Source organism: Bordetella bronchialis (assembly GCF_001676705.1).
In the GTDB taxonomy this organism is placed as follows: Bacteria; Pseudomonadota; Gammaproteobacteria; order Burkholderiales; family Burkholderiaceae_B; genus Bordetella_C; species Bordetella_C bronchialis.
On record NZ_CP016170.1, the window covers coordinates 65,445 to 81,846 of the forward strand.

General features: G+C 68.2%; 15 protein-coding genes. 7 read left to right on the forward strand and 8 right to left on the reverse strand.

All coding sequences use genetic code 11. From position 1 onward, the window contains the following. Positions 1-140: 140 nt before the first annotated feature. The 3 genes from BAU06_RS00290 (at position 141) to BAU06_RS00300 (ending at position 2,047) form a co-directional block, all read left to right on the forward strand. The gene (locus tag BAU06_RS00290; RefSeq protein WP_066342681.1) at positions 141-443 is read left to right on the forward strand and encodes a DUF4148 domain-containing protein; all 303 of its coding nucleotides are present in this window, start codon (positions 141-143) and stop codon (positions 441-443) included. Positions 444-773: 330 nt separating this feature from the next. Beyond that, positions 774-1,097 (forward strand): DUF4148 domain-containing protein, encoded by a 324-nt coding sequence (locus BAU06_RS00295; RefSeq protein ID WP_066342596.1) that lies wholly within the window; start codon positions 774-776, stop codon positions 1,095-1,097. Between the two features lie 620 nt (positions 1,098-1,717). Then, entirely contained in the window at positions 1,718-2,047 is a 330-nt protein-coding gene (locus tag BAU06_RS00300) for a DUF4148 domain-containing protein (protein ID WP_066342683.1), read from the forward strand. A gap of 136 nt (positions 2,048-2,183) precedes the next feature. Here the strand turns inward: BAU06_RS00300 and BAU06_RS00305 are convergent, their stop codons facing one another. Beyond that, complete coding sequence (locus BAU06_RS00305; RefSeq protein ID WP_066342689.1) at positions 2,184-2,882, reverse strand: UdgX family uracil-DNA binding protein; 699 nt, start codon at positions 2,880-2,882, stop codon at positions 2,184-2,186. A 274-nt stretch (positions 2,883-3,156) separates the two neighbouring features. Between BAU06_RS00305 and BAU06_RS00310 the strand changes: the two genes are divergently transcribed. From BAU06_RS00310 to BAU06_RS00325, 4 genes are all read left to right on the forward strand, one after another. Further along, the gene (locus tag BAU06_RS00310) at positions 3,157-4,158 is read left to right on the forward strand and encodes a tripartite tricarboxylate transporter substrate binding protein (RefSeq protein WP_066342691.1); all 1,002 of its coding nucleotides are present in this window, start codon (positions 3,157-3,159) and stop codon (positions 4,156-4,158) included. A 126-nt stretch (positions 4,159-4,284) separates the two neighbouring features. Further along, positions 4,285-5,175: an FAD binding domain-containing protein gene (locus BAU06_RS00315; RefSeq protein WP_066342694.1), complete on the forward strand. Its 891-nt coding sequence runs from the start codon at positions 4,285-4,287 to the stop codon at positions 5,173-5,175. Positions 5,176-5,241: 66 nt separating this feature from the next. Further along, complete coding sequence (locus BAU06_RS00320) at positions 5,242-5,748, forward strand: (2Fe-2S)-binding protein (RefSeq protein ID WP_066342695.1); 507 nt, start codon at positions 5,242-5,244, stop codon at positions 5,746-5,748. Further along, positions 5,745-8,156 carry a xanthine dehydrogenase family protein molybdopterin-binding subunit gene (locus tag BAU06_RS00325; protein WP_082993459.1) on the forward strand — a complete coding sequence of 804 codons (2,412 nt, stop codon included), beginning with the start codon at positions 5,745-5,747 and terminating at the stop codon, positions 8,154-8,156. The genes BAU06_RS00320 and BAU06_RS00325 overlap by 4 nt, the downstream gene beginning before the upstream one ends. A gap of 283 nt (positions 8,157-8,439) precedes the next feature. Here the strand turns inward: BAU06_RS00325 and BAU06_RS00330 are convergent, their stop codons facing one another. The 7 genes from BAU06_RS00330 to BAU06_RS00360 all read right to left on the reverse strand — a co-directional run bounded on the left by BAU06_RS00330 (position 8,440) and on the right by BAU06_RS00360 (position 16,383). Further along, positions 8,440-9,390 (reverse strand): SMP-30/gluconolactonase/LRE family protein, encoded by a 951-nt coding sequence (locus tag BAU06_RS00330; RefSeq protein ID WP_066342697.1) that lies wholly within the window; start codon positions 9,388-9,390, stop codon positions 8,440-8,442. Beyond that, entirely contained in the window at positions 9,368-10,189 is an 822-nt protein-coding gene (locus BAU06_RS00335) for an ABC transporter ATP-binding protein (protein WP_082987887.1), read from the reverse strand. The genes BAU06_RS00330 and BAU06_RS00335 overlap by 23 nt, the downstream gene beginning before the upstream one ends. Then, the gene (locus tag BAU06_RS00340; protein WP_197509398.1) at positions 10,170-12,047 is read right to left on the reverse strand and encodes a branched-chain amino acid ABC transporter ATP-binding protein/permease; all 1,878 of its coding nucleotides are present in this window, start codon (positions 12,045-12,047) and stop codon (positions 10,170-10,172) included. Before BAU06_RS00340 ends, BAU06_RS00335 begins: the two co-directional genes overlap by 20 nt. Continuing rightward, complete coding sequence (locus BAU06_RS00345; protein WP_066342698.1) at positions 12,047-12,904, reverse strand: branched-chain amino acid ABC transporter permease; 858 nt, start codon at positions 12,902-12,904, stop codon at positions 12,047-12,049. The genes BAU06_RS00340 and BAU06_RS00345 overlap by 1 nt, the downstream gene beginning before the upstream one ends. A gap of 15 nt (positions 12,905-12,919) precedes the next feature. After that, a complete protein-coding gene (locus BAU06_RS00350; RefSeq protein WP_197509400.1) occupies positions 12,920-14,110 on the reverse strand; it encodes an ABC transporter substrate-binding protein in 1,191 nt (396 codons plus the stop codon). Between the two features lie 63 nt (positions 14,111-14,173). Then, positions 14,174-15,265: a mandelate racemase/muconate lactonizing enzyme family protein gene (locus tag BAU06_RS00355; protein WP_066342700.1), complete on the reverse strand. Its 1,092-nt coding sequence runs from the start codon at positions 15,263-15,265 to the stop codon at positions 14,174-14,176. Beyond that, positions 15,262-16,383 carry a mandelate racemase/muconate lactonizing enzyme family protein gene (locus tag BAU06_RS00360; protein ID WP_066342701.1) on the reverse strand — a complete coding sequence of 374 codons (1,122 nt, stop codon included), beginning with the start codon at positions 16,381-16,383 and terminating at the stop codon, positions 15,262-15,264. Before BAU06_RS00360 ends, BAU06_RS00355 begins: the two co-directional genes overlap by 4 nt. Between the last annotated feature and the right edge of the window lie 19 nt (positions 16,384-16,402).

Below are 16,402 nucleotides of genomic sequence, written 5' to 3' on the forward strand. Positions count from 1 at the left end.
GCTACATAACCATGACTAAGGGTCTTCCCGAATCATGGCCGGCGCATACGCACGACCTCGGGAGTATCGCGGTGCGGCCGGTACGCGACGTACAGGCCGCACACGGCCCGAGCCGATTCAACCGCAGTGGAAGTACCGCCGTGTATACCAAGACCGTCATTTCTTCTTTGATTCTTTCTTTCGCCGGCCTCGGCGCCGTCCGTGCCGAGGCCGCACCCGATGTGGGGCTCGGGCGGCCCCCGGTGCATACCTATGCCAGCGATGGCCGCACCTCCAGCGAGGACTTGAACAACATCCCCTTCGGCGGCATGCCGGGCCAGGCGGAAAGCGGCCTGACACGGGAGCAAGTCCTGGCCGAGTTGCGCGACGCCCCCCGTCCCGGCCCCTTCGATGAACTACCCCTCGGGCAAGGGGATTCCGGATCTGGAGACGCCGGCTTCTGACCGCGAGACACGTGACTTCGGGGGCCATTCCCGCGCCAGGAATGGATCCGCCGGTCACGGCTCGGCCGACGCTCCATTCGATGAGCCCCATCCTATGCCGGCAACCCCGTTAATAGTTTGCTTCGATGGTGCCGATAGCGACGATGATGGAATAAATCTGGATTGCTCCAGAAATTGGAAAGATGATTTTCTCGGATCAGGGTTTATCCCTAGGCTTGGGCGGCGCAGAATGCGTTTCATCGGGAACAGCAACGGACATCGCGAACTTTCCCAAGCAAGCAGATCGCGATGCACGGCCCGAATCACTTAACCAGGACTAGGAGTACTGCCATGAAAGCCAAGACCATCGTTTCCGCTCTGATTCTTTCGTTCGCCGCCATCGGCGCGGCCCAAGCGGGCACCCCGCGCGGCGATTCGGACAACACGCCGTTCCAAGGCGTGTACGGCCAGCAAGCCAGCAGCGTGAGCCGCGACCAAGTGGTTGCGCAGCTGGAACAAGCGCGCGCCGCGGGCCTGACGGGTAACGCCGACAGCGACAACGCGCCGTTTACCGCCCAGGCCGATACGCCCTCCATCCCCGCTGTCGCGCAAGGCGGTGGCGTGCATGGCGACCTGGCCTTCGGCGACATCGACAACCAGCCCTTCCAAGGCTAAGCCCGGAAGGGGCCGGGATGGCCCAGCCCTTGCCGCGTCGAGCTGGAAGGGCGATGAAACAAGCAGGCCCTTCCAGGCTGGCGCCTGGAAGGGCCGAATGAAGTAGCAAGACATTGAAGTAGCAAGCGTGGCGTGACGCCACACCGGCCGCGAAGGCCGGACACGCCACCAGGAAGTCCTGCCGTTCATGCCAGCAAGGGTGAACGGTTCCCCCGGCGAGAGGCGGGGGATGCTGTGTTGGCAGTCCTCTCGGTGCAGTACGGTCGGCCCCCTTACGGGGGCCGATTTGTTTGGCGGCGGCCCAGTCTTGCGCGCGCTGATTCGGCGCTTCTCGCTCATATCGCGGCAGGTCCGCCGACCAGCTCCCGGGCGTGCTCCCGTCTCCTGGCCGGTTGGGAGACCTGGGCAATCGTAAATGACACAGCGCGCTACATAGCACGACACTATCGATTAATGGTTATTCACACCGTAACATTTGTCCATTAGTCCGCTATTTGGAAAAGTATATTCGCATGACTAGGGTTTATCCCTATGATTCTCCGGCGCACAATAGTCACGTGTCGGGGACGAGCGCAAAACACAGAACCGCCATCCCCTCAATCGACTATTGGAGAAGTGCCATGAAAATCCAGACCATTGTTTCTTCCGTCGCCCTGTCCCTGGCCCTGGTGGCCGGTGCGCAAGCGGGTACTCCCCGTGGCGATACGGACAACATCCCGTTCCAAGGCGTCTATGGCCAGGTGGACAGCAATGCCGCCAGCCGTGCCGACGTGGTTGCCCAGCTGCAACAAGCCCGGGCGGCCGGCCTGACCGGCAACGACGACGTGGACAACGCGCCCTTCACCGCCCAGGCGGAAGCGCCCTCCGCGCCGGCCGTTGCGCAAAGCGGCAGCGTGCACGGCGACGTCGCCTTCGGCGACATCGATAACCAGCCGTTCCAAGGCGTCTAAGCCGGAACGGCCGGGCGCCGGCGGACACGCCGGCCGACCAGACCGGCCACTCGCTCACAAGGCAGGGTGGCGGCCCCGAAGAGAGGCGGGGCGTCTTCCGGTGCTCCTCTCGGTGCAGTACCCATCGGCCCCGCCCTCACGGGGCCGATGTCTTTTCGGCGATGCGTCCGGCTAACCGCAGCGCCTGGACCAGCGCGGCGTAGGCCATCTGGCGCGATGCCTCGTCCGGCGCGCGCAGGATGAAAGAAGGGTGGTAGGTCGGTACCACCGTCAGGTCGCCTGCCTGCATCGGCTGGCCCAGGTTGGCGGTCAGGCGCACGTCGGCACGCTGCATCAGCGCCCGCAGCGCCGTCGCGCCCAGTGCCACGGCGACGCGTGGCCGCACGGACGCAAGCTCCTTTTCCAGCCAGTAATGGCAGGCCATCACTTCGCGTTGCGCCGGCGTCTTGTGCATGCGCCGCTTGCCGCGGGGGAACCATTTGAAGTGCTTCACCGCGTTGGTCACGAATACGTCGTCGCGGCGGACGTCGGCCTCTACGAGCGCGCGATCCAGCAGGCCGCCCGCCGGACCGACGAAAGGTTCGCCGGCCTTGTCTTCCTGGTCGCCCGGCTGTTCCCCGACCAGCAGGATGGCGGCGCGGCGCGGGCCGCGTCCCGGCACCGGCTGGGTGGCGTCATGCCAGAGCGCGCAGCGCCGGCATTCGTCCAGGGTGGCCGGTCGCTGGTCGGGCTGGACACGGTCTTCCCCGCCCGGCTCGGTCTGGGCATCGGCGCCGGCAGTCGGGCGGGCCGGGCGGCGGGATGCAGGCGACGGATTCCGGTGGCGAGCAGTCATGGCGGATTCAGGCGGCGAACAAGGGTGGCAAACATGGGCGGCAAACAAGGACGGCAAACAAGGGCGGTAAACAGGGATGACAAACAGGGGCGACGGGGCGACGGGCAAAGCGCCGCGCGCCGGACGACTGCCGACAGCCCCGCGCGTGCAAGAACCGCACCCGCTTCCTCCCATGCCCTAGCGTTCTAGGGTAAGTACCAAATATGGTACGCACACCAAAAATGGTATCGTGCGCGGCATAACCCGTAATTCGGGGTCCAAGGGGATTTCCACGATGACGCAGCCATATCACGCACGCGCCCTGCGCCGCGCCTTGCAGCTCACCTCCGCGGCGGTATGCGCCGGTGCCTTCGCGCTGGCGGCGGGCGCGGCGGCAGCCGCCTATCCCGACCACCAGATCACCCTGGTGGTGCCCTATGCCCCGGGTGGCGGCGTGGATTCCGTGGGCCGCATCCTGAGCCGCGGCCTGGCCAAGGAGCTGAACCAGTCCGTGGTCGTGGAAAACCGCCCCGGGGCTGGCGCCACCGTGGGCGCGGGCTACGTGAAACGCGCGGCCGCCGATGGCTATACGGTCATGGTGGTGGACCCCGCGCTCATCATCAATCCCAGCCTGATGGCCAGCCTGCCTTACGACCCCCTGGTCGACTTCAAGGCGGTATCCATGCTGACCATCTCGCCGCTGATGCTGTCGGTAACCAACAGCCTGCCCGCCAAGAGCGTGGCGGAACTTCAAGGGCTGGCCAAGTCGGGCGGCCAGGGGCTGAGTTTCGCCTCGGCCGGCATCGGCACGACGCCGCACATGGCCGGCGAACTTTTCAAGTTGAAGACGCAAGGGAATTTCATCCACGTGCCGTACAAGGGCTCGGGACCGGCCATGACCGACCTGATCTCCGGCCAGGTGCAGTTTTCTTTCTCCACGATCGCGGCGGCCTCGCCCTTCGTGACCGCGGGCAAGATACGCGCGCTGGCCACCACGGGCGAGAAGCGCAGCCCCGACTGGCCGCAGCTTCCGACAGTGGCCGAAACCGTGCCCGGCTTCAAGGTGCTGTTCTGGACGGGGTTGTTCGTGCCCGCGCAAACGCCGCCCGACGTCATCCAGAAACTGAACGACGCCGTGGCCAAGGTTTGGCAAAGCGAAGAGGCGCAGGAAGCGTTGAAGAAGATAGGCGAGACGCCCGCGCCGGCGATGACGTCCGCGCAGAGCCAGGAGTTCGTGCAGTCCGAAAGCAGGATGTGGGCGACGGTGGTGAAGGACGCCAATATCAAGGTGGACTGAGGCCTTGGCGCGGCGCCGGGCGCGCATTGCGGGCGTACCAAAATTTGTATAGCATCCCATTAAAAATACATCGAGGCGAGGGGTCATGGTGATCCCGCGCCAGCGTTACCCTCGTACCCTGGCGGCATGAAACCCTCGGTTTTCACTTATCACGATCCCCACACCATCGACGACGCGGTCGGCCTGCTCGGACGATTGGACAACGCCCGCGCGCTGGCCGGCGGTCAATCGCTGATGGCGATGATCAATATGCGTTTCGTGCAGCCCGATCACCTGGTGGATCTCAACAAGGTCGGCGAGCTGGCCGGCATCGCGGAAGCCGCGGATGAGATCCGCATTGGCGCGATGACGCGCCAGCGCGACCTGGAGTTCTCCGCGCTGATCGGCGCCCGCATCCCGTTGATGAGCGAGGCGCTGCTGCACGTGGGGCATCGGCAGACGCGCAACCGGGGCACGCTGGGCGGATCGCTCTGCCATCTGGATCCCGCGGCGGAGCTGGTCGCGGTGGCCGCCGCCTGCGATGCGGTGGTCGAGGTCGCCGGCCCGAACGGCCGCCGGGATATTCCGTTTGCCGAGTTCCCGCTGGGCTTCATGATGCCGTCGGTCGAAGCCGACGAACTGGTCGTCGGCGCGCGCTTCCCGCTGTGGCCGCGTGGCCATGGCGCGGCGTTCTTCGAATTCGCGCGCCGGCACGGCGATTTCGCCATCGTGTCGGCCGCGGCGCTGATTGCGCTGGACGCCGGGGGGCGCATCGCGCGCAGCGCGCTGGTGCTGGGCGGCGTGGGCCCGGTGCCGCTGCGCATGGACGAAGTCGAAGGCATGCTGGCGGGCAACGCACCGACGGCCGAGCTGGTGCGCCAGGCGTCCGAGCATTGCCGCGGCGTGGAAGCCCTGGACGACGCACTGGTGCCGGCCACCTACCGGCAAAGCCTTGCCGTCGTGATGGCCCGGCGCGCGCTGCTCACCGCCTGTGCCCGCGCGGGCGCGCCGCTGCCCCAGGCCGGAATTCCCGCATGAACATGGTGCGCGACGGGGCGACGAGCGCCGCCGCTGCGTACCGCCCTGTCGTACCAAGGTATCGCCATGACGACTGAAGTCAACGAACAGACCCGCCAGATCGCCGTCCGCGTCAATGGCCAGGAATACACATCCGAAGTCCGCGTGCGCCTGACGCTGGCGGACTTCCTGCGCCACCAGCTAAGGCTGACCGGCACCCATGTGGGTTGCGAGCACGGCGTGTGCGGCGCCTGTACGGTGCTGATGGACGGACTATCCGTGCGCGCGTGCCTGACACTGGCGGTGCAGGCGGACGGCCACGACATCACCACGGTGGAAGGCCTGGCCCGCGAGGGCCGCCTGCACCCCATCCAGCAGGCCTTCAAGGACGAGCACGGCCTGCAGTGCGGCTTCTGCACGCCGGGCATGCTGACGACGTTGACGGAGCTGCTGAATAGCAACCCGCACCCGACCGAAGCGGAGATCCGCGTGGCGATTTCCGGCAACCTGTGCCGCTGCACCGGCTACGACGGCATCGTGAAGGCCACGCTGGCGGCGGCCGAACGCCTGCGCCAGACGGGAGCGCAGGCATGAGCCCCGCGGACAGCCCCCGCCTGGACTTTCCGGAGGTCCAGCCCGCCGACCGTCCGGCCGAAAAAGCCGCGCCCGCGGAACACGCGCGGCCGCTGGGCGGCAAGACGTTCGGCGTGAACGTGCCGCGGGTGGAGGATCACGCGCTGCTGACGGGCACCGCGCGCTTCGTGGACGATATCGACGCGCCCGGCATGCTGCATGCCGCGTTCGTGCGCAGCGATAACGCCCATGCGGCGATACGCGGTATCGATACGGCCGCGGCGGCGGCCGCCCCCGGCGTGCATGCCGTGCTGACGCTGGCGGACCTGATGCCTTATCTGACCAGCGCGGAGCTGGTGACGGCCTTGCCCAGCCCCAGTTTCCGGATGAACCTGCATCGTCCCGTGCTGGCCTCGACCGAAGCGGCCTACGTGGGCGAAGCCATCGCGGTCGTGATCGCTGAAGACCGGTACCTGGCCGAGGATGCCGCCGCGCTGGTGCAAGTGGACTACGATCCGCTGCCGGCGGTGGCGGATTGCCGTACCGCGCTGCAGGAGGGCTCGCCCACGGTGCACCGCAGCGCCCCGCACAATCTGGTCGCGGAATTCGATCTTTCCTACGGGGATGTCGATGCGGTATTCGCGACGGCGCCGCACGTGTACGCCGAGTCGCTGCTGCAGCATCGCGGCGGCAGCCATTCCATCGAGTGCCGTGGCGTGGTGGCGCGTTATGACGCGCTGGACGATGTGCTGACGGTGTGGAGTTCCACGCAGACGCCGCTGCCCGCGCGCCAGATCCTGTGCGATCTGCTGGGACGCGGGCCGGACCAGGTGCGCGTGATTACGCCCGATGTGGGCGGCGGTTTCGGTCCGAAGCTGGTGTTCTATCCCGAGGAAGCGGTGGTGGCGGTGGCGGCGTTGATGCTGCGGCGGCCGGTGAAGTGGATCGAGGACCGCCGCGAACATTTCATATCGACGACGCAGGAACGCGATCAGGTCTGGGATGTGGAGATCGCGGTCGACGACGAGGCGCGCATTCTCGGCGTGCGCGGCACGCTGCTGCACGATCACGGCGCCTACAACGTGCGCGGTACGAACGTACCCTATGGCGCGGGGGCGGCGATGACGCTGGCCTATCGCGTGCCGGCCTACCGGCTGGATATCAAGTGCGTGGCGACCAACCGCGTGCCGGTGACGCCGGTGCGGGGCGCCGGACAGCCCCAGGGGGTGTTCGCGATGGAGCGCCTGCTGGACCGCGTGGCCCGCGAGTTCGGCATGGACCGGGCGGAGGTGCGGCGGCGCAATCTGGTGCCGGCGGAGCTGATGCCGTACGCGACGCCGATGAAGACGCGCGGCGGCATGCAGGTGGTGCTGGACAGCGGCGATTTCCCGCGCTGCCAGGCGATGGCGCTGGAACGCGCGGACTGGAACGGCTTCCCTGCGCGGCAGGCGATCGCGCGCGGCCAGGGCAAGCGCCTGGGCATCGGGCTGGCCAATTCGGTGGAGGGCACGGGGCGCGGGCCGTACGAGCAGATACGCGTGCGGGTTACGACGCAGGGTACGGTGCACGTGCATTCCGCGGCGGCGGCGATGGGCCAGAGTACGCGCACGATGCTGGCGCAGGTGGTGGCCGAGCAGCTGGGCGGCGATATGGACAATGTGCACGTGACGGCGGGGGATAGCCAGTCGGCGGTGCAGGGTTTCGGCGGCTTCAATAGCCGCCAGGCGGTGATGGCGGGCAGCTCGGCGCACAAGGCGGCGCTGGCGGTGCGGCGGCAGGTGCTGGAGGTGGCTGCCTCGGTGATGCGCCTGCCCGTGGATGCGCTGGATATCGAGGGCCGGCATGTGGTGGCGCGCGGGTCGGACGCCAAGGCTGGCCTGGGCGAGCTGGCGCGCGCGGCCGTGGGGCTGCCGGGGTTCATGATGCCGGGCGCGACGCCGGGGCTGGAAGCGACGGAGCAGGTGATCATCAACGATATGGCCTACGGCAATGCGACGGCGGTTGCCGAGGTCGAGGTCGATGTGGAGACCGGCGAGGTGACGCTGCGGCAGATCGTGTTCGCGCACGATTGCGGCCGGGTGATCCATCCCAAGATCGTGGAAGGCCAGCTGCTGGGCGGTATCGCGCACGGCGTGGGGAATGCGCTGTTCGAGCGCATGGGGTATGACGAGAACGCGCAGCCGGTGACGACGAATCTGGCGGAGTATCTGCTGGTGACGGCGACGGAGATGCCGGAGATCGTGCTGACGCATCTGGAATCGCCGACGCCGCTGAATGAGCTGGGCGTGAAGGGGGTCGGCGAGGCTGGCGTGCTGCCTATCACGGCGGCGGTCGCATCGGCGGTGGATAACGCGCTGGAAGGCACGGGCGTGCATATTTGCCGGGTGCCGATATCGCCTGTGGATCTGTTGCAGGCTTTGCAGGGTTGAATTCCGGGGCGGTGCTTGTCGATGGGCGTGTTGCTATTGCCGTCCGGCGGGGGCGAGGCCTGTCGGCGCCGGCCCAGTCAGCCGGTCCAGCGCCTTCGCGCTGGACTTCCGCTTCGTCTTCCTCCTCCGGCGGCCGAAGCGGCCGTGGGGTTCTTGCGGCTTTTTTGCCCGGCCGACCTCCGTACGGAAGCCCTCGCGCGGCCTCCGATGGGCCGGCGCCGACAGGCCTCGCCCCCGCCGGACTGCGGCGTCTCTTATTCGCGGTCGCTGGCACGGTGGGGGGTTACCGCATGGGTGTGGCGCCCTGCGTATTGACATACACCGCGTACAGCGACTTCCCGGCCGCCATGAACAAGCGGTTGCGGTGCAAGCCGCCGAAGCACAGGTTGGCGCAGCGTTCCGGCAGGTGAATGTGGCCGATGCGCTGGCCGTCGGGCGCGAAGATCGCCACGCCGTCGAGTTCCTCCGACCCCATGCCCCAGCCGCACCACAGATTGCCGTCCACATCGCAGCGTATGCCGTCCGACGTGCCGGGCCCGCAATCGATATGCACCCGCCCCTCGCCCACCGAGCGGCCGTCGGCGGAGACGTCGTGGGCGGTGATCAGGCGGTGCGGCGTGGCGCGCGATTGCACCAGGTACAGGACGCTTTCGTCGGGCGAGAAACACAGGCCGTTGGGCCCGTGGGCGCCCTCGATCACCACCGTCAGCGCGCCCGTGTCGGGATCCCAGCGATAGACCTGGGCGGGCAGTTCCTGCTTGCCGGGCAGGCCCTCGTACCAGCCGCCGATGCCGAATGGCGGGTCGGTGAACCAGACCGAGCCGTCGGATTTGACGACGACATCGTTGGGCGAGTTCAGGCGCTTGCCCTGGTAGCTGTCGGCCAGCACCGTGATGCTGCCGTCGTGTTCGGTCCGCGTGACGCGGCGGCCTTCGTGTTCGCAGGTGATCAGGCGGCCTTGCAGGTCGCGCGTGTTGCCATTGGCATTGCGCGACGGCTGGCGGAAGGTGCTGAAGGCGCCCGTGGCTTCGTCCCAGCGCATGATGCGGTTGTTGGGGATGTCGCTGACCAGCAGGTAGCGGCCGTCGCCGAACCATACCGGCCCTTCGGCCCAGCGCATGCCCTCGCCCAGTTTTTCGACGGCGGCGGAAAAAATCACGTAGCGGGAAAACCGCGGATCGATGACTTCGATGCGCGGGTCGGGATAGCGTTCACTGGGCTGCCACACGGCCATGGTCTCCAAAATAGGCCCGCTCCAGGCGCGCGGCCAGGTCGGGTTCGCGGGTGCCGGCCTGCATGGCGATACGGCCCTGCGCCACGGCGTACACGCGGTCGGCCAGGGCCAGCGCTTTTTCGACCAGCTGTTCCACGAGCACGATGGCCGTGCCTTGCTGCCGCAGCTGTCCGGCGACGGTCAGTACGCGGTCGACCAGGACAGGCGACAAGCCGGCGGACGGTTCGTCCAGGATAAGCAAGCGGGGCCGCTTCACCAAGCCCTGGGCCACGACCAGCATCTGCTGCTGGCCGCCGCTCAGGGCCCCGGCGCGGTCATGGCGCTTGGCCGCGATTTCGGGGAAGAACGCCAAGGCTTCCTCCACGCGCGTCCGGCGCTCCGCTCGCGGCGCATCGTAGCCCGCCAGCATCATGTTGTCGATCACGCTTTGCTGGGTGAAGACGCGGTGTCCCTCGATCACGTGCACCAGGCCGGCGCGGGCCGCGTCGCGCGGCGTGGCGCGGCTCAGGTCCGCGCCGTTGAAGGAGACGCTGCCGGCCGTCAGGGGCAGCAGGCCGGAGATGGCGCGCATCAGCGTGCTTTTGCCGGCGCCGTTCGGGCCCAGGATGGCGACGATTTCGCCGGCGTTCACGTCCAGGTCGATGCCGTGCAGGATGCCGATCTTGCCATAGCCGGCGTCCAGGCCGCGTACCGATAGCAGCGGCGTGGCGCGCGCGCTTGCGTCGTGGAGCGCCGCGCCGGCCGGCGTATCCGCGGGCGCGGCGGGCGCCGTCCGTCCATCATCCGCCAAGGTATGCACTGACCACCTCCTTGTGTTCGCGCACCTGCGCCGGCGTGCCGTCGGCCAGCTTGCGGCCCAGGTTCAGTACGGTGACGTGATCGCAGATGTCGAAGATCAGGTCGGCATGGTGCTCCACGAGCAATACCCCGGTACCGTGCCGGCTGATGTGGCGGATCAGGTCGCCCAGACGGCGGATTTCCTCCGCGGCCAGGCCGGCCGCCGGTTCGTCCAGCAGCAGGAAGGACGGCCGCAGCATCAGCGCGCGGGCGATCTCCAGGAAGCGCAGTTCGCTGTGCTGCAGGCGGTCGGCGCGCGCATCCGCCACCGCCTCCAGGCCGACGACGCGCAGCGCGGTGCGGGCCATGTCGCGCAGCGTGGTTTCGTCGCGGCCATGGCGCGGCAGGTGCAGCAGGGTTTCCAGGAATGACGCGTGGCCTTGCAGGGTGCCGCCTATCATCACGTTCTGCAGCACCGAGGCCTCGCCGATGATGCGCGGGGTCTGGTAGGTGCGTGCGATGCCGCGGGGCGCGCGCAGCAGGGGCTTGCCCGGCGGCAGCGGCGCGCCGTCCAGCGTCAGCGTGCCGGCCTCGGGCGTGCAATAGCCGGAGATCACGTTCAGCGTCGTGGTCTTGCCGCTGCCGTTGGGGCCTATCAGTCCGTGTATGCGTCCGGGCGCGATGGCCAGGCTCAGGCCGTCGATGGCGCGCACGCCGCCGAAGCTCAGCACGATGTCCTCCAGCGCGATGCCGCCGTGCGCGGGCGCCGCGGTCAGCAGCCGTTCCAGCGGCGCCGGATCGGGGGCGATGGCGCGATTGGCCGGCAGCGGACGGCGGTTGCGGAAGTCCAGCAGCGCGGCGAGGCCGCCGGGCGCGGCCAGGACGATGACCAGCAGCATGAGCGCGTAGAGGAAGTTCGACCATGCGGCCAGCGGCGCGGCGATCTCCGGAAGCACCGTCAGGATGACCGTGCCCAGCAGCGGTCCCAGGATGGAGCCGCGTCCGCCGATCAGGATGGAGATGAAGAACAGCACCGACAGTTCGAAAGTGAAGGCGTCCGGCGTGATGTAGGTCTGCAGCGAGGCGAACAGGCCGCCCGCGATGGCCGCCAGCACGCCCGCCAGCACGAAGATCAGCGATAGCAGCCTGACCTTGGAGATACCGCTGGCCTCGGCCGCGACTTCGGCATCGCGCACGGCGATCAGGCCGCGGCCATGGCGGCTGTGGGCGACGTTGGCGGTCAGCAGCGTGCACAGCGCGGCGATCGCCAGGCACAGGTAGTACAGGCCCAGCTCCGTATCGAAGGGCGCCGGCAGCGCGGGCCCGGAAAGGCCTATGCCGCCGCCGGTGACATCCTGCCATGCCAGGGCGATCTGCGTCACGATGGTGGCGAAGCCCAGCGTCGTCATGGCGAAATAGAAGGTCCGCAGCCTTAGCGCCGGCAAGCCGACGATCAGGCCGAAGAGGCCGCCGCCCACGCCCGCGCAGGCCAGCGCGACAAAGGGCGGCAGGGCGGGCAGGACGTTGCCGGCGGCCAGCACGCTGGTGATATAGGCGCCCAGGGTCAGCAAGGCGACATAGCCGATGGCCAGCTGGCCGGCGTAGCCGACCACCAGGTTCAGGCCGGATACCAGGATCCAGTAGATGGCCGCGCGCGTGGCGATGACGGTCCAGTAGGTGTTGCCGCTGACCGGCAGCAATGCGGCCAGCGCGAAGATGGCCAGGAAGGGCCATGCGGCACCCAGCGCATGGGCGGAGCCGTGCGGGTGCGCCGTCGGCCCCCGGGCGGCGCGTGTCGCCGCATCTCCAGCGGCGGGATGGGCGCCGGGCGCCATCATGCCCGCGGGCCGATGACCCTGCAGTTCGCTGTCGGCCGCCATTACACCCTCCGCGCGGTCGAGCTGCCGAACAGGCCTTGCGGCACCGCCAGCAGTACGACGATGAACAAGACGAACACGGCGATGGAGGCGAACACGCCGCCCACCGTGAAGTTGGCCGCCTGCTGGAACAGGCCCAGCGCCAGGCCGCCCACCAGGGCGCCCCGGTTGTTGCCCAGGCCGCCCAGCGCCACCGGCACGAAGCCGTAGAAGTTCAGCAGCGTGCCGTTGGCGAAGAAGGCCAGCATCAGCTGGCCGCTGGCGAAGCCCGCGATGCCGCCGATGACCGCCGCCAGCACGTAGCTCCACACGCGCAGGCGCCGCTCGGGCAGGCCCAGCGCGCGGGCGGCGAAGTTGTCTTCCGCCACCGCCAGGAAGGCCATGCCCACCAGGGTGCGGCGGTACAGGTATTCCAGGCCCAGCACCACCAGGGCGCAGGCGATGACGGGCAGCCAGAACTTTTCGTCCGTCACGCCCGAACCCAGGCCGAACAGGCGTGGAAAGGGCTGCGGTTCCGTGCCCCATTCGATCGCGGTGACCTGCTGCACCATCAAAGCCAATGCCAGGGTGGACAGCACGTAAAGATGCTGGTCCAGGCTTTTGAGGACGGGCCGTACGGCCACCAGTTCGGTGATCACGCCCATCGCGGCGCATCCGGCCAGCGTGGCGAGAAAACCCAGCCAGGGCGGCAGGCCCAGCTTAAGGATGAACAGCGAGCCCAGCACGCCGCCCAGCATGCCCAGCTGCCCCGCGGTGAAGCTCATGACGCGCGAGGTGGCGAACATGGTGTTGTAGGTGATGCCGATGAGCGCGTAGACCGCGCCCATCGCCAGGCCGGATGCGATGATGGAACCGAGCATCGTTGCTCCTTCGGGTCAGGCGTAGCCGGGCGCCAGCGCGAAGGTGCCGTGCTTGGCCGAGTTCGCGGCCGACATGACGACGTCGGCCGTCGGATAGCCGTTATGCTGGTCGGGCGTATAGGTGTAGTTGCCGAAGTAGCCCTGGTAGGGGTTCAGGCTGTTCCAGTAGGCGATGATTTCCTTGGACGACGCGCCGCTTTCCTGCACCGCCTTGGCCACCATCTGCACCGCGTCGTAGCCGGCCGTCACCCACCAGAACAGCGTGTCGTCCAGGTTGACCTTGCCCTTCACCTTGTCGACGAATTCCTGCGAGCGCGCGGGCAACTTGCCATTCGCGTCGTAGCTGCAGCTGCGGTAGCCCACCGCATAGACCTTGTCCCAGTTCTGCGGCTTGCTGAGCAGGCCGCGGATCTCGCCCGAGGCCATGGAGGGATGGCCGGCGAAGATCACGTCCCATCCCATCTCGGCGCGCGCATTGAACAGGCGTGCTTCCATGCCGGTGGACACGCTCCAGATGACGATGACCTCCGCGCCGGCATTGCGGGCGCGCGTCATGTCGGGCGTCATGTCGGGTTGCGTCGCGTCGATGTTGTTGCTGTAGACCACCTCCGCGCCGTCGCGCTTGAAGTTCGCGACGCTGGTTTTCAGCGCGCTGACGCCGTAGCCGGTGGTGTCGCCGATCACCGCGACCTTCTTTACCTTCAGCACCTGCAGGCAATAGTTGCGCGTGGCGTCGTCCCATTGTTCGTTGGACGGCGCGATGCGGAAGGCATTGGGGAATTTCTTGGGATCGATCAGGCTGTCGATCACGCAGGGATGGATATTCGGCATGCGGGCGCGCGCCATGATGGGCGTGACGGCCAGCGACTCGCCGGAATTGGTCGGGCCCCAGATCGCGTCCACCTTGATGGAGTTGATCATCTCCTGCGTGGCGTTGACCGCCTTGGTGGGATCGCCCTGGGTGTCGCGCGTGATGATCTCGATCTTGCGGCCCTTGACGCCGCCCGCGGCGTTCAGGGTTTCCGCGGCGAACTTGACGCCGCGGTCGAAGCCCACGCCCGGCGCCGAACTCGGCCCGGTCAATGCCGCCAGCCAGCCGATGCGCAGCGGCTCGTCGGCCGCCCTGGCGAAGCGTGGCGCGCCGATGGCCGACGCACCCAGTATCCCGGTGGTGCCCAGGACGAAATTCCGACGCGATAAAGGCATGGTCTTTCCTTGAAGAGAATAGCCAGACGGAGAGGTGGCACGAACGTGGCGCGCGCGGCTGGCTCAGCGGCGCGCGTTTTGCAGCTCGGCGATGCGGCGCGGATCGAGCGTGAAGCCCCAGCCCGGCCTTTCCGGCACCACGGCATCGCCATCGACGAATTCCAGCCGCTCCTGGTATAGCGACGAAAACCAGGGCATGTATTCCAGATAGATGGCATTGGCCAGCGCGCCCAGGACCTGGATGCTGGTCTCGGGGAAAAGATGGCTGGACACCGGCACGTCGTGGCTTTCCGCCATGTGGCCCACGCGCATGAATTCGCTGACGCCGCCTACGCGCTGCAGGTCCGGCATCAGGATGTCGGCGCTGCGCAGCCCCAGCATCGTGCGGAAGCCGTAGCGCGTGTACTCGGTTTCCCCGCTGGCGATCGGCGTGTCCAGCGCGGCGGCCACGCGCGCGACGCCCTCCAGGTCCCAGGCCGGCAGCGGCTCCTCGAACCACGTCAGGTCGTATTCCTCCAGCATGCGGCCCAGCCGTATCGCCTGCGCTTCGTTCAAGCCCTGGTTGGCATCGGCCATCAGGCGGATTCCGGGACCGATGGCCTGGCGCACGGCGCGCACGCGCTCGGCGTCCTGGCGCGGGTCCGGCATGCCCAGGCGCATTTTCACGGCCTTGAAGCCTTGCCGCACCATGTCCTGGGCCTCGCGCGCCAGGCCGTCGATATCGCGGTCCAGCCACAGGCCGCCGCTGTGATAGGCCGGCAGCCGGTCGCGCGCGCCGCCCAGCAGGCGGTACAGCGGCATGCCGGCGGCCTTGCCGGCGATGTCCCACAGCGCGCCGTCGATGGCGGAGATGCCCATCACCGGCACGCCCTTGTGGCCGAAGAAGTTGATGTCCTTCCACGCGCGCGCCCAGAAGCCGGCGATGTGTCCGGCATCGCGGCCCACCACCAGGTCGGCCAGTTCGTCCACCATGCGCTGCAGCACGCCGGTGCGCCGGTCGTTGAGCGTGAAGACCAGGTTCTCGCCGACGATGCCGGCATCGGTATAGGCATACACCAGTACCACGCCGCAGCCGCGTATCGATCCCAGCGCGCTTTCGATGGGCCGGTCCAGCGGCAGCGACAGGGCGCGGGTTTCCAGGCGTTCTATCTTCATGCGTGCTTCTCCCGGGTAACGTGGCGTTCGCCGACGCGGTAGCGCGCCAGCACTTCTGGATCGGGATCGCAACCCAGGCCCGGTCCCTGCGGCACCGCGACGCGGCCGTCGCGCGCGCGCACCCAGGGATCGAAGGGATTGGCTTCCATGTCCAGCCACAGGACTTCGATCAGCGGCTTGGCGGGCAGCGCCGCGGCGATGTGCAGCGTGGCGACGAAGCCCGGGCCGAAGTAGGGTGAATGCGGCACCGTCTGCACGCCATGCACCTGGCACAGCGTGGCCACGCGCATGGCCTCGCCGATGCCGCCGATCTTGGTGACGCTGGGTTGCGCGATGTCCAGCGCCTGGGCTTCCAGCAGGCGCTGGAAACCCTGCGGGCCGGCGACGTTTTCGCCCGCGGCGATGGGAATGCCGCGCTGCCGCACGCGGGCCAGGCCCAGCGTGTCTTCCGGCGGCCACACCGGCTCTTCCAGCCAGTACATGCCGTCGCCGCGCAGGCTGTCGGCCATGGCCAGCGCCGTGGGCACGTCCCAGGCGCAGTTGGTGTCCAGCATGATGGCGGTTTCCGGGCCCCCCGCCGCCTGCGCGGCCCGCACCGCGCTGCGCGTGACTTCGTGCAGCTTGACGTGCCGGTAGCCCTGCTCCACGGCGGCCGCGGTATTGCGCGCCACCAGGGCGTCGTCGCTGTAGTTCAGCAGGCTGGAATAGGCCGGCAGGTCGGCGCAGGGCGCCGCGCCCAGCAGGCGATGCACGGGCAGGCCGGTGCGCTTGCCCAGCAGGTCCCACAGGGCGATCTCCACGCCCGACCACGCGAAGACGTAGGCGCCGTTGCGGCCCAGCAGGTGGGTCGCGTGCAGCACCGCGCGGGTCATGCCGGCGATGTCGCCGGCGTCGCGGCCGATGACCAGCGGCGCGACGATGGTGTCGAGGGCGGCGCGCGTGGAGGGGATGGCGGCGTGGCCGAAGGCCTCGCCCCAACCCACCAGGCCGTCCTCGGTTTCCACGCGTACCAGCAGGATGTCCAGCCGGTCCCACAGGGCGCCGGCGAAGCGCTGGTAGGGGCCGCCCATGTCGAAGGGCAGCGACACGACTTCGGATGCGACGGACACGATATTCATGCGCCGCACCCCGTTGGGT